This window comes from Rhizobium sp. AAP43, from assembly GCF_001296045.1.
Lineage (GTDB): Bacteria > Pseudomonadota > Alphaproteobacteria > Rhizobiales > Rhizobiaceae > Allorhizobium.
On the sequence record NZ_LJHS01000005.1, the window covers coordinates 553,108 to 574,377 of the forward strand.

Consider the following 21,270-nt stretch of genomic DNA (forward strand, 5'->3'; position numbering starts at 1 on the left):
CATGTCCTACAAGATGTCCCGCGCGGCCTATGCCTCGATGTTCGGCCCGACCACCGGCGACAAGGTGCGACTTGCCGATACGGAGCTTTTTGTCGAGGTGGAGAAGGATTTCACCACCTATGGCGAAGAGGTGAAGTTCGGCGGCGGCAAGGTCATCCGAGACGGCATGGGGCAGAGCCAGGTCACGCGGGCCAATGGCGCTGTTGACACCGTCATCACCAACGCGCTGATCATCGATCACTGGGGTATCGTCAAGGCCGATATCGGCCTCAAGGACGGCCGCATCGTTGCCATCGGCAAGGCCGGCAATCCGGATACGCAGCCGGGCGTCAACATCATCGTCGGTCCCGGCACGGAAGCGATTGCGGGCGAAGGCAAGATCGTCACTGCCGGCGGCATGGATGCGCATATCCATTTCATCTGCCCGCAGCAGATCGAAGAAGCGCTGATGTCCGGCCTCACCACCATGCTTGGCGGCGGCACAGGACCGGCGCATGGCACACTCGCCACCACCTGCACACCCGGCCCCTGGCACATTGCCCGAATGATCGAAGCGGCAGATGCCTTCCCGATGAACCTTGCCTTTGCAGGCAAGGGCAATGCCTCGCTGCCGGGAGCGCTTGAGGAAATGGTGCTTGGCGGAGCGACCTCCCTCAAGCTGCATGAAGACTGGGGTACGACACCAGGCGCCATCGACTGCTGCCTGTCGGTTGCCGATCAATACGACGTGCAGGTCATGATCCATACGGATACGCTGAACGAGAGCGGCTTTGTCGAGGATACAATCGGCGCCATCAGGGGCCGGACTATCCACGCCTTCCACACGGAAGGGGCGGGCGGTGGTCACGCGCCTGACATCATCAAGATCTGCGGCCAACTCAATGTCATCCCGTCCTCGACCAATCCGACACGGCCTTACACGGTCAATACGATTGCGGAGCATCTGGACATGTTGATGGTCTGCCATCACCTGTCCTCGTCGATCCCGGAAGACATTGCCTTTGCCGAAAGCCGCATTCGCAAGGAAACGATTGCGGCGGAAGACATCCTGCATGATATCGGTGCCTTCTCGATCATTTCGTCCGACAGCCAGGCCATGGGCCGCGTTGGCGAAGTGGCGATCCGTACCTGGCAGACGGCGGACAAGATGAAGCGTCAGCGCGGGGCCTTGCCGCAGGAAACCGGCAATAACGACAATTTCCGCGTCAAGCGCTATATCGCCAAATACACGATCAACCCGGCGATTGCCCATGGTCTGTCCCATGAGATCGGCTCCGTCGAAATCGGCAAACGTGCCGACCTCGTCATCTGGAACCCGGCCTTCTTCGGCGTGAAGCCGGATATGGTGCTGCTCGGCGGCATGATTGCAGCGGCCCCGATGGGTGATCCGAATGCCTCGATCCCGACGCCGCAGCCGGTGCATTACCGCCCGATGTTCGGATCCTTCGGCAAGGCCCGCACCAATACCTCCGTTACCTTTGTCAGCCAAGCCGCACTTGATGCGGGGCTTTCCAGTCGCTTGGGCACCGCAAAGCAGATGGTTGCGGTCAAGAACACGCGTGGCGGAATTTCGAAGAAGTCGATGATCCACAATGACTTGACGCCGCATATTGAAGTTGATCCGGAAACCTATGAAGTTCGCGCAGATGGTGAACTGCTGACCTGCGAACCGGCGACAAAGCTGCCGATGGCGCAGCGCTACTTCCTGTTCTGAACGGGTTGGGGCGCGTTCTGCGTTGGATGGCCGGCGGTGTCGCCGGCCTCATGGTTCTGGTTTGCCTCGGCGTGCTCCTGCCGCGCCCAGTCTTTGTGCCGGTTGATGATACAGCCCCCCTTTCGCGCAAGATCCTCATTCTTTCCAATCCGATCCATACCGATATCGCGCTTCCGCTTGATGCAGAGGTGCGTGCCGCCTTTGCCGATCTTGCCGGTGATGGTCTTCCGCTGGATGCGCCCGATGCCGCTTATCTCGTGATCGGCTGGGGCGGGCGGTCCTTCTATCTGGAAACGCCGCAATGGGCGGATCTGAAGCCGCTGCCGGTGTTTCGCTCGCTCACCGTCGACTGGGCTGTCATGCATGTCGATATCGCGGCGGCGATCTCGCTCGATCACCCGCAGGTGCGGGCCTTGGAGATCAGCGAAGACGGGCATCGGCGCCTGCTGGCCGCGATCCGGGAGAGTTTCACCCGAAAGGAAGGACTGCCGCTGGTGATCGAAGGTGCGGGCTACGGGGCCGTTGATCGATTTTATGAGGCGGAAGGGGCCTTCAATGCGCTGATCGGCTGCAACACGTGGACGGCGGCCATGTTACGCGTTGCAGGCGTCACCACCGGATTCTGGACGCCTATGCCGCAACTGCTCGACCTCTCGCTCGACCTGCACGATCAATAGATCAACCCGATCGCTCCTGCGGTCCAACCCTCACGGCATGTCCGGTTTCTGTGCCGACCAGCCTGTACGTTGTTGCATTTTATCAAGTCAGGTGAGGTGGTTTTGGACCAATTTCGGGTGGCTTCAAATCATCTGTGATTCCGACCTCAGTTTAACGAATGCGTTAAGGATTGGCGAAGGCTTGACCCTTAAGCCGGAAGCGCACTCAGGAGAAATTTCGTGGCGTTCGGACGGATTTGGATGGCGCTGAAAGTCGAGCCACGGGCCTTTGACAGCCCGGCGGCGATCTGGCGCGTCGCCCTTAAAGTTGGTTTCCGTGCGGTCATCCTCGGCTGTCTTTCGGCGCTGGTCATCTTGCCGGCGCTCTATTGGGTCGGCCTCCTGCAATCCCCGCTCGTGGAAGTGGTTACGTTGACAGTCGTGCTTTCCTGGCTGTTTGCCGGCGTCATGTCGGGCGCCTGCGCGCTGTCGATGGGCGAGATGATCCGCGATCTTGCCCAGTCGCGCGCTGAATTCGAACGCCTTAGCCGAACGGATACGCTGTCGGGGCTGGCGAATCGGCGTGCCTTTAACGAAGCGCTGGCCGAGGCCTATGAAGATGCGTCGCTGGCGATCCTGGATGTGGACCGCTTCAAGGCGATTAATGATCGCTTCGGACATCAGGCCGGAGACGAGGTTATCCGAGACGTTGCCGGTATTTTGCGCGGCGTCGTGGGCGACCGGGGACTTGTGGCCCGGCTCGGCGGTGAAGAATTTGGTCTCATCCTCACAGGTGGTGGTCTTGCGCAGCGACTCGCCCTTGTCGAGCGCGCCCGTAACATGGTCTCGGCGCAGAACCTGCGGGCGGCCGGTGTCGGCCTGACGGTCACCGTCTCGGCGGGTGTTGCGGAATTCTATCCGGGTCAGCGATCGGAACTTGTCTATGCACGTGCCGACAGGGCGCTGTACCAGGCCAAGGACGAAGGGCGGAACCGGGTGGTGCATGAGCAAAGCCTTCCGCTTTCGGAGCGCGATCTTGCCCGGTCTCCACAGGGAGACGATCTCGTTTTCGGTGGGATGTAGCCAGCCGGAGCAAGAACGACCTTGCGACCTGCCTCATCCTTATGCATGGTTTAAAAAACAGCCATTGCCGGAGAGATCATGCTGCGTGCCACTGCCTTTCATCCTGCCGGGTCGTTCAGCGACCCGCCGCGTGGCACTGTTGTCCTTGCGCATGATGCGCGGCATTTGCGCCGCAAGCTGCTTCATCTCGATGATGGCGAAATGGTCATGCTGGATCTCAAGGAACCAGTCCTGTTTTCCCACGGTGATCGGCTGCTGCTCGAAGACGGGGATACGATCGAAATCCGTGCGGCCGAGGAGCGCCTGTTCGAAGTGTTGGCGAAGAACGGCCTGCATCTGATCGAGCTAGCCTGGCATCTCGGCAACCGCCATCTGCCGGCGCAGATCGAAGAGACTCGCATCCTGATCCTTCGGGACCACGTCATCCGCGACATGCTCACCGGCCTCGGTGCAGACGTGAACGAGGTGATCGAGCCCTTCCAGCCTGTGCGCGGGGCCTATCACGCCCATGGCAATGGAAGCGGGCATGCCCACGGCCATGGCTGAGAGTGTGATGCCTTCGTCCGGCCAGAGGCAGGCGCTCCTGCGACTGCTGGCCTGGCTGTCGCCGGCCTTCCCGATTGGCGCCTTCAGCTATTCGGCCGGGCTCGAAAGTGCTGTTGTCGAGGGGCACATCGCCGATGGCAGTGGGCTTTCGGCCTGGATGCGTCTGCTCTTGCGTGACGGGGGCTTGCGCAATGACGCCATCCTGCTCATCGAGGCTCATCGGCGGCAAAGCGCCGGTGGTGAGCTGACCGACTTGCTGGAAATGGCGTCTGCCCTTGCCGGTTCCATGGAGCGCTATCAGGAAAGCACCCGGCTTGGCGAGGCTTTCGTCAAGGCGGCATCCGCCTGGCCGCATCCGGTGCTGCAAAGACTGAATGGCCCCGTTGCCTATAGCGTGGTGGTCGGCGCTATCGCGGCCGCCCATGGGGTCGATGCGGGCGATACAGTTTCGGCCTTCCTCCATGCGCAGGTGCAGCAGGCGATCTCTGTTGGCATCCGTCTTGGCTTGATCGGCCAGACGGCGGGCCTCGAGCTTCTGGCGGGGCTCGAAGGCGAGGTGCTTGATATCGCGTTGGAGATGCAGAGCCTAGGCCTAGACGATCTGGGCTCTGCCTCGATCATTGCCGAAACGCTCTCCATGCGTCACGAGGCGCAGTATTCGCGCTTGTTCCAATCCTGAGGCATTTGCCTGGTTCGATAAGAGGAAACACCTGATGAGATCTCAGAACGGGCCCTTGCGGGTCGGCATCGGCGGGCCGGTGGGCTCCGGCAAGACGGCGTTGACGGAAAAGCTCTGCAAGGCGATGCGCGACGACTACTCGATCGCCGTCGTCACCAACGACATCTACACACGGGAGGATGCCGACGCGCTCATTCGCATGCAGGCGCTGTCGTCGGACCGGGTTGTCGGCGTTGAAACCGGCGGCTGCCCCCATACGGCCATTCGGGAAGACGCCTCGATCAATCTGAGGGCCATTGCCGATCTCAATCAGCGCATTCCGGATCTCGACATTGTCTTCATCGAATCGGGTGGAGACAATCTCGCGGCGACCTTCTCGCCTGATCTCGCCGATATCACGCTCTATGTTATCTCGGTCTGCCAGGGCGAGGAAATCCCGCGTAAGGGTGGGCCTGGCATTACGCGCTCCGACTTGCTGGTGATCAACAAGAAGGATCTTGCGCCGCATGTCGGTGTCGATCTTACCGTCATGGAGCGGGATGCGGATCGGATGCGCCAGACGCGCCCCTTTGTCTTCACCGATCTGAAGCGCGGCGATGGCGTGGCAGAGATTGTCGCCTATCTCCAGGAGAGCGGCGGGCTCTGAGGACATGGCGAGTGGCTCAAACCGCTCGCCGATACCTAGATCTGTTTCAGTGCGCTGACATCGGTGACATGGATGCTGCGGCCGCGGACGCTGACGCCGATACGTTTCAACGATGAAAAGGCGCGCGACAGTGCTTCCGGTGCAAGGCCAAGTTTTCCGGCCAGCAGGCTTTTCTGGAAAGGCAGCCGGATCGAGGCAGGGCCGTCCTGCACATTGCAGGCAGCGAGCAGATAGCTTGCAACCCTTTGTGGTGCGGTCTGCAGGCGATCGTTGGCGATGCAGTCCATCGTGTCCAGCAGATGATTGGACAAGCAGCGGATGACAGCTTTGGCGACATCAGGCTGCACTTCCGCCAGTTGGCGTACGCGCTGAAGGTCGAAACGCGCCAGCGTTACCGGCTCGGCCGCCTGTGCGTTGTAGAGATAGGTATCGCCGAGGGCGAGCAGGCATTCTGCAAAGGTGTCTCCCGGACCGCAAATGCGGATGTCGGCTTCGCGACCGTCCTTGTTCAGGCGGTATAGCCTCACATAGCCAACGAGCACACTGTAGAAAAACTCCGCGTGTTCACCCTCGCGAAACAGCACGTCCCGCGCCTCGAAATTGGCGACGGTGACGATCTCCATCATTGCGGGCATGGCCGTCGGGCCCATCTGGGCCAGAAACGACGAACGCAGCAGTGTGGTCTTGTCTCGCGTGTTCAGTCTCAAGATCTTGTTCACGGTTTCCCGGCTCCCCATCCATGGACGCTGAGTGATGCGATTGAGCTGTGTCACCAGTCGGTTCGATCCTTTCAGCTCTTGAAGCATAAGATGGGTCAGGCAATGCATGTTTGATCGAAATCAATCGACGCTCAAATGTTTGTCAGCATTTGCTGAAATGGCCAGGCACACATGACAACGGGCACATCGCGTCCGATGTGCCCGTTTAAGGTCGCAGATTATGCGTGTGATCAGAACTTGACGCCCAGGCCGACCTTGATCGCGTGCTGGGTCAGATCCGCATCGGCAACTGCACCGCCGAAATTGAGATCCTTGCTGCCAAAGTCGTTGTAGCGATAGTCGAGGCGCCCGAAGATCCGGTCGGTGACCGCATAGTCGACGCCGGCGCCGACGGTGTAACCGTGGAAGGTTTCGGTCGCGCTGCCGACGCCCGCGATGCTGGCCTCGGCATGGGCCGCCGCATAACCGGCGGCAACGTAAATCAGAGCGCGGTCGGCTGCATAGCCGAGGCGTCCGCGAACGGAGCCTTGCCAGTCGGTTTTGCCTTCGACGGCACCCATGGCTGACGTCAGTTGCTCGTCATTCCAGTTGTAATCGAGGTCGCCGTCGAGGCCGAGCACGACATTGTTGGAGAACTGCTTGTTGTAGCCAACGAACAGACCGAGGGCAGGGCCATCGAAGTTTGCGTCGAGAGGGTCGAGGCCAGTCGTTTCGAAATGCCCGTCAAGCCAGCTATGACCAGCCTGGACGCCAACGTAGCCGCCGGTCCAGTCGAATCCGGCAGCGGCCGTGTCTGCCGCGACGGGCGGAGCGGGATCTGCGGTGACCGCGTCAGCGGCCATGGCCGTGCCGGCGAACAGAAGCGCGGCGACGGCGGTCAGAAGAGTTTTCATCATCGAATCCCTTTGAACAGTTTAATTCTGCTATAGGGATCGGGGCTAGCAATCTTCATCGCACCCAACCAGTGCGCGCAATCTGCTAAAACTGGGCGGATCGGCCGCTGGTGCCGATCCGCCCAAGTTTGGTTCCTTCAGGCACGCTGGTCGCTCGTTTCGCGACGCGTTCTGAACGTCACTCCGCCGCCAGCGGCGGCAGGTTGATCACATTGCCATTCGCCTCATTCTTGCGGTTTCCCGGCTGCCCGCGCTCCACGGCGGATACGCGTTTTTCCATCGATTGCAGCGCTTCCACGCTCTGTCGGGCGAGATAGGAGAGATCCTCGGGAGACATTGCCTCTGGCTCCTCTTCCTTCTTGCCGACGAAACGGCTGAAGATCCAACCGAGCAATCGGGAGATATCATCCAGGATGAGGAAGAAGGCCGGGACCACGATGAGGCTGAGCACGGTGGAGACGATGATGCCGCCGATCACTGCAACCGCCATCGGCGAGCGGAACGAGCCGCCTTCGCCAACGCCAAGTGCGGATGGCAGCATGCCGGCGGACATGGCGATCGAGGTCATGATGATCGGGCGGGCGCGTTTGCGTCCGGCTTCTACCATTGCCTCAAGGCGGTGCATGCCTTGGCGGCGCATTTCGATGGCGAAATCGACGAGCAGGATGGCGTTCTTGGTGACAATGCCCATCAGCATCAGGATGCCGATCAGGACAGGCATGGACAGTGCATTGTTCGTCACGATCAGGCCGACCGCTACACCGCCGATGGCGAGCGGCAGCGACAGCAGGATCGTGAAGGGCTGGATCACATCCTTGAACAGCAGGATGAGAACCGTCAGCACGAGGAGAAGGCCGAGGATCATCGCGTTGACAAAACCCTGCTGCATCTCCGCCTGGACCTTGGCGTCACCGCTTTCGGCGAGGCGAACGCTTGCGGGCATATCGACCTCAGCGACAGCCGCGCGGAATGCGCTGGTCGCCGTATCGAGTGCGACGCCTTGTGGCAGACCGGCACCGATGGTGACAACACGGTTGCGGTCGTTGCGCTTGATCGACGACACACCTTCCGAATAGCTGATCTCGGCCACGCTCGACAAAGGCACGGTTGCGCCGCTTGCTGTCCGGATTTTCAGCGCCCCGAGGGCGGCAAAGTCACGGCGCAGATCAAGCGAGGCCTGAACCCGGATCGGGATCTGGCGATTGTCGAGCGAGATTTTCGGCAGGGCCGCGTCGACATCGCCGATGGTGGCGACACGGATCGTCTGGGCGATCTGCTGTGCAGTGATGCCAAGACGAGCAGCTTCATCAGCGCGCGGCCGGATCTGCAGTTCGGGCCGGGGCAGGGCGCCCTCCGAGCTGACATTGGCCAGTTCCGGTACGGTTCTGAGCTTGGCTTCCAGCATGCCGACAGCCGTGTTCAGCTCCGCCTCGTTTGCCGAGAGGAAGTTGAAGGAAATGTCGCGTTCGCCGCGGTCATTCAGTTTCAGAACGCGGATATCGGCGATTGGCGCCAGCTTGGCGAAGACTTCCTCTTCGATATCCCATTGCGGCCGTGTACGGCCGTTTTCCGGCATCTTCGGCAGATACTGGCCGATCAGCGGGATGCCGCCGAGCCCCTTGTTGATCAGGGTCTTGGTCAGCGAGTGCTCAATGCGGTCGAGGTTCATCGTTACGCTGGCGCGACGAAGCTCGAGATCACCCTTGGGAGATGCGCCGCCGAGAATAAAGATGCTGGCGACATCGGGCACATCCGAAATCGCGGCATAGATTTCATCGGTTTTGCGTTGGGTCTCCGCCAGTGTGGCATTGGGCGGCAGCTCGACGGACAGCACGATACGACCGGCATCTTCCGGCGGCAGGAAGCTGCCGGGAACCTGCGCGAGGAGCGCAAGCGAACCGATGAGGAAAGCGATAGCCGCAACCATCGTCCCGATACGGGAATACCAGCGGCGCGTGGTGAAGCGCACGATCCGCGTATAGCCCTTGAGGAAAAGGCTGTCATTGTCGTGATGGTCGTCCATCGCGTCTTCGGCGCGCATCAGGTAGGCGGCCATCATCGGGGTGATGAGGCGAGCGACCAGAAGGGAGAAGAAGACGGAGAAGGCAACCGTGAGCCCGAACTGGATGAAGTACTGACCCGGAATGCCGGGCATGAACGACACCGGTACAAAGACCGCGATGATGGTGAAGGTCGTTGCAATGACGGCAAGGCCGATTTCGTCGGCGGCCTCGATGGCGGCGCGGTAAGGCGTCTTGCCCATCTTGATGTGGCGGGCAATGTTTTCCACCTCGACGATCGCGTCATCGACGAGGATGCCTGTTGCCAGCGTCAGCGCAAGGAAGCTGACCAGATTGAGCGAGAAGCCCATCAGGTCCATGACGAGGAAGGTCGGGATGGCCGAGAGCGGCAGGGCAACCGCCGAGATCAGCGTGGCGCGCCAGTTGCGCAGGAAGAGGAAAACCACGACGACGGCCAGCAAAGCGCCTTCGATCAGCGTGTGCATGGCCGCTTCGTAATTGCCGTAGGTAAAGTAGACGGAGTCGTCGATCATCTCGATATCGACGTCGGGATTGGCCGCGCGCACTTCTTCCAAAGAGGTGGCAACGGTTTCGGCCACCGTCACTTCGCTTGCCCCCTTGGCGCGGAAGACCGCGAAGGAGACAACCGGCTTGCCGTCGTGGCGGGCGAAAGACTTCGGCTCCTCATAGGTGTCGACGACAGTGCCGAGGTCGGAGAGCTTGACGAAGCGTCCACCATTCAGCGCAATCGAGGTATTGGCAAGGTCCGTGACGTCTCTGTTGTCACCGAGTGTGCGGATCGACTGTTCGGCTCCGGCCACCTGGCCGCGGCCTGAACCGAGATCGACATTGGTGCCCTTCAGCTGGCTCGAAATATCGGAGGCGGTGACGCCCAGCGCGTCGAGGCGGTTCGGGTCGAGCTCGACCCGGACTTCGCGGTCCGAGCCGCCGTATCGGTCGACTCGGCCAATCCCCGGCTGGCCCTGAAGCGCGCGCTTGATCGTGTCATCGACGAACCAGGACAGTTCGGCCAGGTTCATGTTGGGCGCGGAGACAGCAAAGCTCTGGATGGCCTGACCCTCGACATCGATCTTCGTGACGATCGGCTCTTCGACAGAGGCCGGAAGATCGCCGCGGATCTGGTCGATCGCGTCCTTGACGTCCTGCACCGCCTGTTCGGTCGGCACTTCCATGCGGAACATGATGACGGTCTGGGACTGGCCATCCGTGACCGTCGAGTTGATTTCATCGACGCCGGTGATCGAGGCGACCGCGTCTTCGACTTCCTTGGTGACCTGGCTTTCCAGTTCCGCCGGGGAGGCGCCGCTCTGGCCAACCGTGACCGCCACGAGCGGAACATCGATATTGGGGAATCGGGTGATCGGCAGCGCGTTGAACGACTGGATGCCCATCACGAGCAGCAGGAAAAAGGCCAGGATCGGCGCAATCGGATTGCGAATGGACCATGCGGAGAAATTCATGGCGCTTGTCTTTCCTCAGTTCGACACGCTGCCGGTGTCTTCCACCGGATTGATCTTGTCACCGTCGCGCACGAAGACACCGGCCTTGGCCACCACGAGGGCGCCGTCTTCCAGGCCTTTTGTCACCTGCACATAGGCACCGTCCTGAATGCCCATTTCGATCGTGACCACCTTGACGACATCCTTGTCGACCAGGCGCACGGTGGAGCTGTTGCCTTCGCTCGTCACCGCCGAAAGCGGCAGGGCGATGGCTTCCTCCTCAGAGATCGTGATCGACGCGCTGCCGAACATGCCGGCGCGTGCCGCTTTATCGTCATCGATGGCAATGTGGACCGAGCCCAGGCGGGTCTCGGCGTCAATCACCGGGGAAACCAGACGGATGGAACCGGAGAGCGTGGTGCTGCTGCCGGCGACTGTAATCGTGGCTTTCTGGCCTTCCTTGAGACGCAGTATAGCGCCTTCCGGTACATCCGCCACCAATTCGATCTGTCCGTCACGAATGATCGTGAAAAGCGGTGTTCCTGCACCGGAACCGATGGCGCCAATGCGGGCGCTGCGGGCCGAAACCGTGCCGGATACCGGCGATTTGATTTCGGTGCGGGCGAGGCGCAGATCGACATCGGCAATCTGGCTCTCGACGACCTTGATGTCTGACTGGGCCACCGCAATGGCCTGGCGGGCGGTGATCAGCCGCGCATCGGCACTTGCAAGCGCGCTTTCGGCCTGCTCACGCTGGGCGGTGGAGACCGTGCCCGCCTCGGCAAGGCGGGTGGAGCGGTCGAACTGGCGTTTCGCCTCGTTCTGTCCTGCCTCGGCTTCGGTTACCTGTGCTTCATACTGGGCCAATGCGGCTTCCGCCTTGGCAAGGTTTGCCACGAGCTGGCTGCGCTGCAGAAGAAGGGTATCGTCGTTAAGACGCGCCATGACGGCGTCAGCGGCAACCGTATCGCCGACATCGGCTTCCAGTGACTTCACCTGAAGCCCGTCCACGAGCGGCTGGACATAGACTTCCTCGACCGGGCGGATGGTGCCGGTTGCGAGAATTCGGTCGACGATGGTTCTGGTTTTGGCTGGGGTGACGACGATGGTCGGAAGTCGCGGTTCGGCCACCGGCTTTGCTGCATCCTGCGCCAGGGCTGTCGTTGCGGCGAGCGCTACGGCTGCTGCCAGGAGCATGGTTTTGTTGCGATGAAAGCCAGGCATGTATTGTTCCCCGATCGACTGTTCGTACGTCATCAACACTACGCAACTGGAGGCGCTTTGGCTCACCGTGCCCGGCGCCTGTTTTGCCCGTCATGCTTCGTCTCGCGACGCCCTCTGCGCATGTGCTGGAAGTTGCGTGGCTAGAGGTGGGGGATAATAAAATGGCTTGCAAGGGCCCTGGCTCCGGATTCATCGGCGCATTGACCAAAAACAAAGTGCACTGCGGCAAACTGTTGCCAGATTGCCAGTCTTACCCCTCGAAATTGAAGGTGTTGCAAATAAAAAGCGCGGAGGAAACCTCCGCGCTTCTGTTTTTTGTTTCTAATGTTCTTCAGAGAGCGGCGTCGGTGATCTCTGTCGTGAAGGCGCCAGTCGGCTCCTTAGTGATCACAGGATCGGAACCACCGCCAAGCAGCGTCTTCACTGTGCGCTCGTAGTCGGCCTTGTCGAGTGCGCCGTTTGAGCCGGCGGTCAGCTTGGCGACTTCGCTCATCATACGCTTCTGATGGGCTTCGGTCTGGGCGCCGGAGGCATCATTTTCGAGCACGATGTCGGCGGCTTCATCCGAATTCTGTTCGGCATATTTCCAGCCCTTCATCGACGCGCGGACGAACTTGACCATCTTGTCCTTGAAGGCTGCGTCCTTGAGCTTGTCTTCCAGGACGTAGAGGCCGTCTTCGAGGGTGGCCACGCCTTCATCTTCATATTTGAAGGTGACCAGATCTTCCGCCTTGATGCCGGCGTCGATGACCTGCCAGTATTCGTTGTAGGTCATGGTCGAGATGCAGGCGGCCTGCTTCTGGAGGAGCGGATCGACGTTGAAGCCCTGCTTCAGGACCGTCACGCCGCCTTCCGAACCATCGGTCTTGATGCCGAGCGTCGCCATCCAGGAGAGGAACGGATATTCATTGCCGAAGAACCAGACGCCGAGGGTCTTGCCCTTGAAATCCTCAGGCTTGGTGATGCCGGTTTCCTTGAGGCAGGTCAGCATCATGCCAGACGACTTGAAGGGCTGGGCGATGTTGACGAGTGGCACGCCCTTTTCGCGGGTGGCGAGGGCCGACGGCATCCAGTCGACGATCACGTCAGCGCCACCGCCGGCGAGCACCTGCGGCGGTGCAATGTCAGGGCCGCCCGGCTTGATTTCGACGTCGAGGCCTTCTTCTTCGTAAAAGCCCTTGTCCTTGGCGACGTAATAGCCGGCGAACTGGGCCTGGGTTACCCATTTCAGCTGCAGCGTCACCTTTTCGGCGGCGGCAGCCTGCATCGCAGTCAGCGATACAGCAGCAGCGAGCAACAGGGATGCGATTTTGATAGTCATGTCAGTTCCCTCTTTTTTGTTATGGTCTTGCGTTTACGCCCGTCCACCACGGACGGACGGATGCCAGAAGGTGACCCGGCGTTCTGCCAGTGCCACCAAGCCGTAGAAGACCGAGCCGGCGAGTGCGGCAACCGCAATCTCGGCCCAGACCATGTCGACATTCGAGCGCCCCACTTCGGTTGAAATGCGGAAGCCCATGCCGACAATCGGGGTGCCGAAGAACTCTGCCACGATCGCACCGATGAGCGCGAGCGTGGAGTTGATCTTCAGCGCATTGAAGATGAAAGGCCATGCGGCGGGCAGCCGCAAGCGGACCAGCGTCTGCCACCAGGAGGCGGCATAGGTGTGCATCAGGTCGCGTTCCATGTGGCTTGCAGCGGCCAGTCCCTGCACCGTGTTCACCAGCATGGGGAAGAAGGTCATGATGACGACCACGGCCACTTTGGACTGCCAGTCGAAGCCGAACCACATGACCATGATCGGAGCCACGCCCACGACAGGTAGGGCGGAGACAAAATTGCCGATCGGCAGCAGGCCTTTTTGCAGAAAGGGTGAGCGGTCAATGAGGATGGCGGCGATGAAGCCCAGACCGCAGCCGGCCACATAACCTGTAATCACCGACTTGAGGAAGGTCTGCTGGAAATCCGCCCAGAGGACATGGGTGGAGGACAGGATGCGGGCCCAGATCATCGACGGGGCGGGCAAGAGGATCGAGGGGATCTGGAAGCCGCGCACCATGCATTCCCAGATCACCAGCAGGGTTACGCCGAAGATCAGGGGGACTGCGATGCCGATGGCGCGGCGGGTGGATGGATCCTTCGGACGACGGCGGACAAGCCATTCGTTGAGAGCCCAGGCACCAAGCCAGAAGACAAAGGCGAAGACGAGGTAACCGGTCATGGCTTCACCCCCATGCGTGCGAGGACCCGTGTGTGCGCCATGCCCACGATGGTCACGAGGAGAGCGGCGAGGCCTGCCGCCATGAAGAGGGCGGCCCAGATCTGGATGGTCTGGCCGTAGTAGGAGCCCGAGAGCAGGCGGGCGCCGAGACCGGCGACGGCCCCGGTCGGCAGTTCACCGACGATTGCGCCGACGAGCGAGATCGCGATTGCCACCTTCAGCGAGGTGAAGAGATAGGGCATCGATGCCGGCCAGCGCAGTTTCCAGAATGTCTGGGACGGGCTGGCATTGTAGGTGTGCATCAGGTCGAGCAGCAGGATGTCAGGGCTGCGCAGGCCCTTCACCATGCCGACGACGATCGGGAAGAACGATAGATAAGTCGAAATCAGTGCCTTGGGCATCAATCCGGAGATGCCGATCGAATTCAAGACCACGATGATCATAGGCGCAATGGCAAGGATCGGGATCGTCTGGGAGGCGATCACCCATGGCATCAGCGACTTGTCCATGGCGCGATTATGGACAATCGCGATGGCGAGCACCACGCCAAGGACCGTGCCCATGCCAAAGCCCATAAGCGTTGCGGAGAGCGTGATCCAGGCATGGTAGACAAGGCTGCGCTTGGAGGTGACGGCCTTGTTGATCGTGGTGTCCCATAGCTCTACGACGATCTGGTGCGGTGCGGGCAGGATCGGGCGTTCCTGGGCGAACGTGCGTTCGACCACCTGAGAGAAGGTGATGTCTTCATTGGCGCGTGCGGCCTGATCGCGGACGAAGGGCGCATTCAGATAGACGACGAAGACGTGCCAGATGACCAGGATCGCCAGGATGACGGTCAGTACGGGGAGAATTCGGTCGCGGAAGACAGAGGGCTGATTCATGGCTCAGACGCCTCCCTTTGCCGGATAGAGCATGAGAGCCATGGAGACCACACCGAGCGCCACACCAGCCATCTGGATCGAGCTCAGCCTTTCGCCGAAAAGGAAAAAGGCGATGACGTTGATCAGGAGCAGTTGGGCGATAGCGGAGGCCGAGATCGCCAGGCCAAGCCCACCTTCGCGCATCAGCTTCACCATCATCAGATTGCCGAGGCAGTAGAGGGCGAGCGAGGCTGCGAGCACCCAGAGCTTGCCATTGTCGACATAAGCGCGGGAGACAGTTGCGGCACCAAGGAAGGTCGCCATGGCTGCACCCAGCCAGAGGAGAAAGGTGGGGTTCATGGGGTGGATGCCTCCTTCAGAAGCTGGGCGATGGAGGCTTCGATCGTCAGGAAAACATGATCAGGATTATCGATCACCAAATCGTTGTCGAAGCGAAGCACCTTGAAGCCCTGTGACGTCATGAAGGCGTCCCGACGGATATCGTGCTTGCGTCCAGCATCGGTTTCATGGCTGTCGCCATCGACTTCAACGACGATGCTCGCTGCGAGCCAGGCAAAATCAGCGATGTAAGGGCCAATCGGCGTTTCCCGGCGGAAGCGCGCGCCCCGCGGACGGAAGTCGCGGAGTATATCCCACATTTCGCGTTCCGCCTTCGTGAGTTCGCTGCGCAGAGTTCGGGCGCGTTTGCGCGTCTTCGGGTCGATGTTGGAATGCGGCATTTGGTTGTGCCTTCCATCGATCATGGAGCGAGCAATTTCCCCTCCCCAACCCCTCCCCACAAGGGGGAGGGGCTTTCCCGCCGCCCTCGTGTTCAAGGAGATCCTCCGCTGCCGGCGTTCGTGTGTCTGGTGTAGCGCTGTCGGCTCATGCTCGATTGCGCGTACCACCGATGGGGTTGCCAAATCGCACCTGGCCGTTGGCTGGGGGAGTGAGACGCTGCTGGCACCAAAGCCCCTCACCCTTGTGGGGAGGGGTTGGGGAGGGGTCTTTTCCTTCAACGAACCACTATTCCTCATATGAATGCCCCGCCTTCAGACCCTCACGGACCCGGTGCGCAATCTCGAGAAACTCCGGCGTTTCGCGAATGTCGAGCGGGCGCTCCTTCGGCAGTGTCGACTCGATGATATCCGTCACCCGGCCAGGCCTAGGGCTCATGACAACGATCTTGGTCGAGAGATAGACGGCTTCGGGGATCGAATGGGTGACGAAGCAGATGGTCTTGTTGGTGCGGGCCCAGAGCTTCAGCAGTTCTGAGTTCAGGTGGTCGCGGACGATTTCGTCGAGCGCGCCGAAAGGTTCGTCCATCAGCAGCAGGTCGGCGTCGAAGGCGAGCGCGCGGGCGATCGAGGCGCGTTGCTGCATGCCGCCGGAGAGTTGCCAGGGATATTTCTTGGCAAAGCCCGAGAGGTTGACCAGCTCCAGAGTCTGCTCGATCCGCCTCTTCTTTTCCGCCGCGCTGTAACCCATAATTTCGAGCGGAAGCGCGATGTTGTTTTCGATCGTGCGCCAGGGATAAAGAGCCGCCGCCTGGAAGACATAGCCATAGGAGCGCGCCTTTCGCGCCTCTTCCGGCGTCATGCCGTTCACGGTGATCTCGCCGCCCGTGTGCTTCTCAAGATCTGCGATGACGCGCAGAAAGGTGGTCTTGCCGCAGCCGGAGGGGCCGATGAAGGAGACGAAGTCGCCTTTCTTCACCTCGAGGTTCACGTTGGACAGGGCATGGACTGGGCCATCACCTGTCTCGAAGGTGAGGCTCAAGTCCCTGGCCGAGACGACGGAGTAGGGTGCATTCATGCGTTAGGACCAATCGGGTTAGTTGCAAAGACAGTTTGCCTCTTGCACTCTCTTGACATACGGCCGCTCGGGAGCAGCGGACCGGGAAAGGCGCGTTTGCCGCCACACGGATGAGGATCAGACCATGGATGCATCATCGAAGCCCACCTGCCACATCGTCAAGCCGGGGCATGCCTATGATGGCAAGCAGGGGCTGAGCTACTTCCAGGGCATTTCTGCCGAAACAGTCGGGGCGAAGGGCATTTGCATGCATCTTCTGACCATGCCGCCCGGCGCAGAGGCCAAGGCCCATCTGCATGAAAACCATGAGACGGCTATCTACTGCCTCTCGGGCCAGGCGCATACGTGGTACGGCGACAGGCTGGAGCATCACGTCATCCTGCATGCCGGCGAGATGATGTACATTCCGGCGGGCGTGCCGCATCTGCCGGCCAATCTGTCGAACGCGCCGTGTTCGGCGATTATTGCCCGCACCGATCCGAACGAACAGGAAAGCGTGGTCTTGCTGCCGGAGCTGGATGGGTTGGTCGCGGTCTAATATCGAGCGCATCAGGCGGCCACCTCGCTTGAGCGAAAGGCGATCAGCCAATAGACGAGGGCGGAGATCATGCCCGTCGGCATCAGCAACAGCGCGATTGCGGCCTCGTTGTGGTGGAAGAAGCGCCCCCATGTTGCCAATTGCAGCAGGACGATGCCGGTGAGGGGACAGGCGGCGCCAGCGATTGCGAAATGCCACCAGCGGTTCCAGTGCTGTCGGACCAGGATCCAGGTTGCAAGCAGAGTAAACGGTGCCGCAAGCAGAAGAGTTGCCGGCAGGACATCCAGCGTCAATCGCAGTGTCGTCAGGATGGACTCCGGGAAGACCAGGATAAACAGCGGCAAGCGACCATAGGTCAGGGCATCCGAGATCTCCATGGTCGCCCAGATGCCCATGACACCGGCAAACACGGCAGCTGCATAGCCCACGCCGAAGCGGGCTATCTTCAACAGTGCTGTCGCCTTTGCCAGTCTCACGCTTATACTCCCGTCGCCGGAATGCCCGAGCGTTCCACCTTGCGCGGGGCGACCAGTTCCTTCCAGGTCGACAGCGCCTTGGAGACGGCCGGGAAGGGCTCGCGCTTCACAAACTTGCCGTGACCCTCGCGGGTCTTGACCGCGTTTTCTTCGATCGCGACGTATCCGCGGGTGAGCGTGTAACGCGGCAGACCGGTGACTTCCTTGCCCTCGAAGACATTGTAGTCGATCGACGACTGCTGGGTCTTGGCGGAGATGGTCTTGGAGCGCTTGGGATCCCAGACCACGAGGTCAGCATCGGCGCCGACGAGGACTGCGCCCTTCTTGGGGTAGATGTTGAGGATCTTGGCGATGTTGGTCGAGGTCACCGCAACGAACTCGTTCATCGTCAGGCGACCGGTCGCGACACCATAGGTCCAGAGCATCGGCATCCGGTCTTCAAGTCCGCCGGTGCCGTTCGGGATCTTGGCGAAGTTGCCGACGCCAAAACGCTTCTGTTCGCTGGTGAAGGCGCAGTGGTCGGTGGCGACGACCGAGAGCGAGCCCGACTGCAGCCCCGCCCAGAGCGAGTCCTGGTGCTGCTTGTTGCGGAAGGGGGGCGACATGACGCGGCGGGCGGCATGGTCCCAGTCCTTGTTGAAATATTCGCTCTCGTCGAGCGTCAGGTGCTGGATCAGCGGCTCGCCATAGACGCGCATGCCCTTCTGGCGGGCGCGGCGGATGGCTTCATGCGCCTGTTCGCAGGAAGTGTGCACGACATAAAGCGGAACGCCTGCCATGTCGGCCAGCATGATCGCGCGGTTTGTGGCCTCGCCCTCGACTTCCGGGGGTCTGGAATAGGCATGGCCTTCCGGACCGTTATTGCCTTCGGCCAGCAGCTTGGCCGTCATCGAGGCAACGACGTCGCCGTTTTCGGCATGCACCATTGGCAGCGCGCCGAGTTCGGCGCAGCGCTGGAAGGAGGCGAACATCTCGTCGTCGTTCACCATCAGGGCGCCCTTGTAGGCCATGAAGTGCTTGAAGGTGTTGATGCCGCGATCCTGGACGACCGTTTTCATCTCGTCAAAGACGCGTTCGTTCCAGCCGGTGATCGCCATGTGGAAGGAGTAGTCGGCCGTGGCGCGCGAGGTCTTGTTGTCCCACATCTGCAGGGCTTCGAGTAGCGACTGGTCGGGGCTGGGCAGGCAGAAATCGACCACCATGGTCGTGCCGCCGGAGAGGCCGGCGCGTGTGCCGCTTTCAAAGTCGTCGGCGGAATAGGTGCCCATGAAGGGCATTTCGAGATGCACATGCGGATCGATACCGCCCGGCATGACATAACAGCCCGCCGCATCCAGCACGGTGTCGCCGGAGAGGTTGGGCCCGATCTCGACGATCACACCGCCCTCGATCTTGACGTCAGCCTTGTAGGTCAGATCGGCGGTGACGATGGTTCCGCCCTTGATGACTGTGGTGGTCATTTGCTCTCTCCCCGTGCCTTGTTCTTGATGGTTTGTGTCCCGATCCGCGCACTATGGCTCGCCATGTAGTGCGCTGCGTTCGCCCGCGGCGCCCCCTCATCCGGCGCTGCGCGCCACCTTCTCCCCGCCGGGGAGAAGAGGTGACGCCCGCGTTGTGCGCCCCGATTCCCTGCTGCTACGTTGCTGCAACCAGAGTTCTTCCTGTGGTACGGCGCGGTCGCGGCGCGCTCCCTCTTCTCCCCAGCGGGGAGAAGGTGGCGCGTAGCGCCGGATGAGGGGGCGCGGAGCGAAAGCCGTATCAGCATGGCGGTTACAGGCCCTCTCGAATTGCTGGCGAAAACCGGATCGCGTCGCAACGCTCGACGATCTGGCCCTGAAGAACGGCCAGAATCGTGTCGAGGACGGCGCTGCGCTCCTGCAGGACCTCGGCGTTCCAGAACCGCAGGACCGAATAAGCCTGTTGATTGAGCCATTCGGTTCTACGGTCATCATGCGCGCTCTCCACATGCTGGCTGCCATCGAGCTCGACCACAAGCCGCTGTTCGCGGCAAAGAAAATCAACGATGTAGGGACCCAGCGGGATCTGGCGGCTGAACTTGAAGCCGTTCAGTTGGCGATTGCGGATGTCGCCCCACAGACGATATTCGGCGTCGGTGTCGTTGGTGCGCAGGCTGCGGGCCTGGACCGTTTTTCCGGGCAGCCGTTTTGTCGGATCGTGTGGGTGTGTCATGGCCGTCCGGCCCCCCTCATCCGGCGCTACGCGCCACCTTCTCCCCGCTGGGGAGAAGAGGTCACGCTGACGTCGTGTGCTCCATCCAGCGAATGCTGCGGTTCGGCAAATGGTGATGTCAACCTTGTGCTGTGCGGTCGCGTCGAGCTCCCTCTTCTCCCCAGCGGGGAGAAGGTGGCGCGTAGCGCCGGATGAGGGGGCGCGGAGCGAGCGTGTCACCCGACAATCTCCGCCGTCTCCAGAACTGCCCTCAGCAGCACGTCGCAACCGGCGCTGGCCCATTCCTTGGAAATCTCCTCCGCTTCGTTGTGGCTGAGGCCGCCGACGCAGGGGCACATGATCATGGTCGAGGGTGCGACCTTGGCTGTCCAGCAGGCATCATGGCCGGCGCCGGAGATGATGTTCATGTGGCTGTAGCCGAGGTCTTCCGCCGCCTTGCGGACGGAGGCGACGAGCGTCGGGTCGAAAGTGACCGGATCGAAATGGCCGACGGCCTCGATCGAACAGCCGACACCGAGGGCTGCACAGATTTCGCCGGCTTCCTTTTCGATGCGGGCGCGCATGCCGTCGAGCTTGGCCTGTTCCGGCGAGCGAATGTCGACGGTGAAGATCACCGTGCCGGGTAGGACGTTGCGGGAATTGGGCGAGAACTTCACCTGGCCGACGCCGCCGACGCAGCCCGGCTGGTTGTCCATGGCGACGGCTTGAACCATTTCCATGATACGGGCCATGGCAAGGCCGGCATTGACGCGGTGGTTCATCGGGGTGGAGCCGGTATGGGCTTCCTTGCCGGTCAGTGTGAATTCCAGCCACCACAGGCCCTGACAGTGGGTGACCACTCCGATCTGCTTCTCTTCGGCCTCAAGGATCGGCCCCTGCTCGATGTGATATTCGAAATAGGCGTGCATCTTGCGGTCGCCGACCTTTTCGTCACCCACCCAGCCGATGCGCTTCAGTTCCTCGCCGAAACTCTTGCCTTCCATGTCCTTGCGGGCATAGGCGTAATCCTGGGTCAGCACGCCGGCGAAGACGCCGGAGGCGAGCATGGCAGGCGCAAAGCGTGCGCCTTCCTCGTTGGTCCAATTGGTGACGACAATGGGGTGTTTGGTCTTGATGTTGAGATCGTTCATCGACCTGACAACTTCGAGGCCGGCGAGCACGCCGAGCACCCCGTCATACTTGCCGCCGGTGGGCTGGGTGTCGAGATGGCTGCCGATATAGACGGGCAGGGCATCGGGATCGGTGCCGGCGCGGGTCATGAACATGTTGCCCATGGTGTCGACACCCATGGTCAGGCCTGCATCCTCGCACCAGCGCTGGAAGAGGCGACGGCCTTCGGCATCCTCGTCCGTCAGGGTCTGGCGATTGTTGCCGCCGGCAATGCCGGGGCCAATCTTCGCCATGTCCATCAGCATGTCCCACAGCCGATCGCCGTTCACGCGCAGGTTCGTGCCGGGTTGAGCCGTCATTTCGAAATCCTCACCTGTTTTGGAAGCCAGATCCTCTGTGACTGGCTTCCCGTTCCCCGG

General features: G+C 61.2%; 21 protein-coding genes. 7 read left to right on the plus strand and 14 right to left on the minus strand.

Going from position 1 to position 21,270, the window contains the following annotated elements:
• Position 1 precedes the first annotated feature (1 nt).
• From ureC to ureG, 6 genes are all read left to right on the plus strand, one after another.
• Positions 2 to 1,714, plus strand: coding sequence for an urease subunit alpha (ureC, locus tag IP76_RS06085; RefSeq protein ID WP_054157267.1), 1,713 nt, complete (start codon positions 2 to 4; stop codon positions 1,712 to 1,714).
• A 26-nt stretch (positions 1,715 to 1,740) separates the two neighbouring features.
• Positions 1,741 to 2,391, plus strand: a complete 651-nt coding sequence (locus tag IP76_RS06090; protein ID WP_054157268.1) for a TIGR02117 family protein — start codon at positions 1,741 to 1,743, stop codon at positions 2,389 to 2,391.
• Positions 2,392 to 2,610: 219 nt separating this feature from the next.
• Positions 2,611 to 3,453, plus strand: coding sequence for a GGDEF domain-containing protein (locus IP76_RS06095; protein ID WP_245281396.1), 843 nt, complete (start codon positions 2,611 to 2,613; stop codon positions 3,451 to 3,453).
• Positions 3,454 to 3,531: 78 nt separating this feature from the next.
• Positions 3,532 to 3,999, plus strand: coding sequence for an urease accessory protein UreE (gene ureE, locus IP76_RS06100; RefSeq protein ID WP_054157270.1), 468 nt, complete (start codon positions 3,532 to 3,534; stop codon positions 3,997 to 3,999).
• Positions 3,980 to 4,678: an urease accessory protein UreF gene (locus tag IP76_RS06105; RefSeq protein WP_245281397.1), complete on the plus strand. Its 699-nt coding sequence runs from the start codon at positions 3,980 to 3,982 to the stop codon at positions 4,676 to 4,678. Before ureE ends, IP76_RS06105 begins: the two co-directional genes overlap by 20 nt.
• Before the next feature lie 34 nt (positions 4,679 to 4,712).
• Entirely contained in the window at positions 4,713 to 5,324 is a 612-nt protein-coding gene (gene ureG, locus IP76_RS06110) for an urease accessory protein UreG (protein WP_054157271.1), read from the plus strand.
• A 35-nt stretch (positions 5,325 to 5,359) separates the two neighbouring features.
• Here the strand turns inward: ureG and IP76_RS06115 are convergent, their stop codons facing one another.
• The 10 genes from IP76_RS06115 to IP76_RS06160 all read right to left on the minus strand — a co-directional run bounded on the left by IP76_RS06115 (position 5,360) and on the right by IP76_RS06160 (position 16,537).
• On the minus strand, positions 5,360 to 6,061 hold the full coding sequence (locus tag IP76_RS06115) for a Crp/Fnr family transcriptional regulator (protein ID WP_054157412.1): 702 nt from the start codon (positions 6,059 to 6,061) through the stop codon (positions 5,360 to 5,362).
• 212 nt (positions 6,062 to 6,273) lie between these two features.
• Positions 6,274 to 6,936 (minus strand): outer membrane protein, encoded by a 663-nt coding sequence (locus tag IP76_RS06120; RefSeq protein ID WP_054157413.1) that lies wholly within the window; start codon positions 6,934 to 6,936, stop codon positions 6,274 to 6,276.
• Between the two features lie 178 nt (positions 6,937 to 7,114).
• A complete protein-coding gene (locus IP76_RS06125; protein ID WP_054157272.1) occupies positions 7,115 to 10,438 on the minus strand; it encodes an efflux RND transporter permease subunit in 3,324 nt (1,107 codons plus the stop codon).
• A 15-nt stretch (positions 10,439 to 10,453) separates the two neighbouring features.
• On the minus strand, positions 10,454 to 11,641 hold the full coding sequence (locus IP76_RS06130) for an efflux RND transporter periplasmic adaptor subunit (RefSeq protein ID WP_054157273.1): 1,188 nt from the start codon (positions 11,639 to 11,641) through the stop codon (positions 10,454 to 10,456).
• A 331-nt stretch (positions 11,642 to 11,972) separates the two neighbouring features.
• Complete coding sequence (locus tag IP76_RS06135) at positions 11,973 to 12,962, minus strand: ABC transporter substrate-binding protein (protein ID WP_054157274.1); 990 nt, start codon at positions 12,960 to 12,962, stop codon at positions 11,973 to 11,975.
• Between the two features lie 33 nt (positions 12,963 to 12,995).
• On the minus strand, positions 12,996 to 13,862 hold the full coding sequence (locus IP76_RS06140) for an ABC transporter permease (RefSeq protein ID WP_054157275.1): 867 nt from the start codon (positions 13,860 to 13,862) through the stop codon (positions 12,996 to 12,998).
• Positions 13,859 to 14,743 carry an ABC transporter permease gene (locus tag IP76_RS06145; RefSeq protein WP_054157276.1) on the minus strand — a complete coding sequence of 295 codons (885 nt, stop codon included), beginning with the start codon at positions 14,741 to 14,743 and terminating at the stop codon, positions 13,859 to 13,861. Before IP76_RS06145 ends, IP76_RS06140 begins: the two co-directional genes overlap by 4 nt.
• A 3-nt stretch (positions 14,744 to 14,746) precedes the next feature.
• A complete protein-coding gene (locus IP76_RS06150) occupies positions 14,747 to 15,082 on the minus strand; it encodes a hypothetical protein (protein WP_054157277.1) in 336 nt (111 codons plus the stop codon).
• Entirely contained in the window at positions 15,079 to 15,462 is a 384-nt protein-coding gene (locus IP76_RS06155; RefSeq protein ID WP_054157414.1) for an endonuclease domain-containing protein, read from the minus strand. The genes IP76_RS06150 and IP76_RS06155 overlap by 4 nt, the downstream gene beginning before the upstream one ends.
• Positions 15,463 to 15,748: 286 nt before the next feature.
• Positions 15,749 to 16,537 carry an ABC transporter ATP-binding protein gene (locus tag IP76_RS06160; RefSeq protein ID WP_054157278.1) on the minus strand — a complete coding sequence of 263 codons (789 nt, stop codon included), beginning with the start codon at positions 16,535 to 16,537 and terminating at the stop codon, positions 15,749 to 15,751.
• A gap of 124 nt (positions 16,538 to 16,661) precedes the next feature.
• On the opposite strand from IP76_RS06160, the gene IP76_RS06165 reads away from it, so the two are divergent.
• Positions 16,662 to 17,075: a cupin domain-containing protein gene (locus IP76_RS06165; protein ID WP_054157279.1), complete on the plus strand. Its 414-nt coding sequence runs from the start codon at positions 16,662 to 16,664 to the stop codon at positions 17,073 to 17,075.
• Between the two features lie 11 nt (positions 17,076 to 17,086).
• Here IP76_RS06165 and IP76_RS06170 read toward each other — a convergent pair whose 3' ends face one another.
• From IP76_RS06170 to IP76_RS06185, 4 genes are all read right to left on the minus strand, one after another.
• Entirely contained in the window at positions 17,087 to 17,551 is a 465-nt protein-coding gene (locus IP76_RS06170) for a hypothetical protein (protein ID WP_156318482.1), read from the minus strand.
• A 2-nt stretch (positions 17,552 to 17,553) separates the two neighbouring features.
• The gene (gene hydA / locus IP76_RS06175) at positions 17,554 to 19,011 is read right to left on the minus strand and encodes a dihydropyrimidinase (RefSeq protein ID WP_054157281.1); all 1,458 of its coding nucleotides are present in this window, start codon (positions 19,009 to 19,011) and stop codon (positions 17,554 to 17,556) included.
• A 310-nt stretch (positions 19,012 to 19,321) separates the two neighbouring features.
• Positions 19,322 to 19,741, minus strand: a complete 420-nt coding sequence (locus IP76_RS23435; protein ID WP_245281398.1) for an endonuclease domain-containing protein — start codon at positions 19,739 to 19,741, stop codon at positions 19,322 to 19,324.
• A 215-nt stretch (positions 19,742 to 19,956) separates the two neighbouring features.
• A complete protein-coding gene (locus IP76_RS06185) occupies positions 19,957 to 21,210 on the minus strand; it encodes a Zn-dependent hydrolase (protein ID WP_054157283.1) in 1,254 nt (417 codons plus the stop codon).
• Positions 21,211 to 21,270 lie beyond the last annotated feature (60 nt).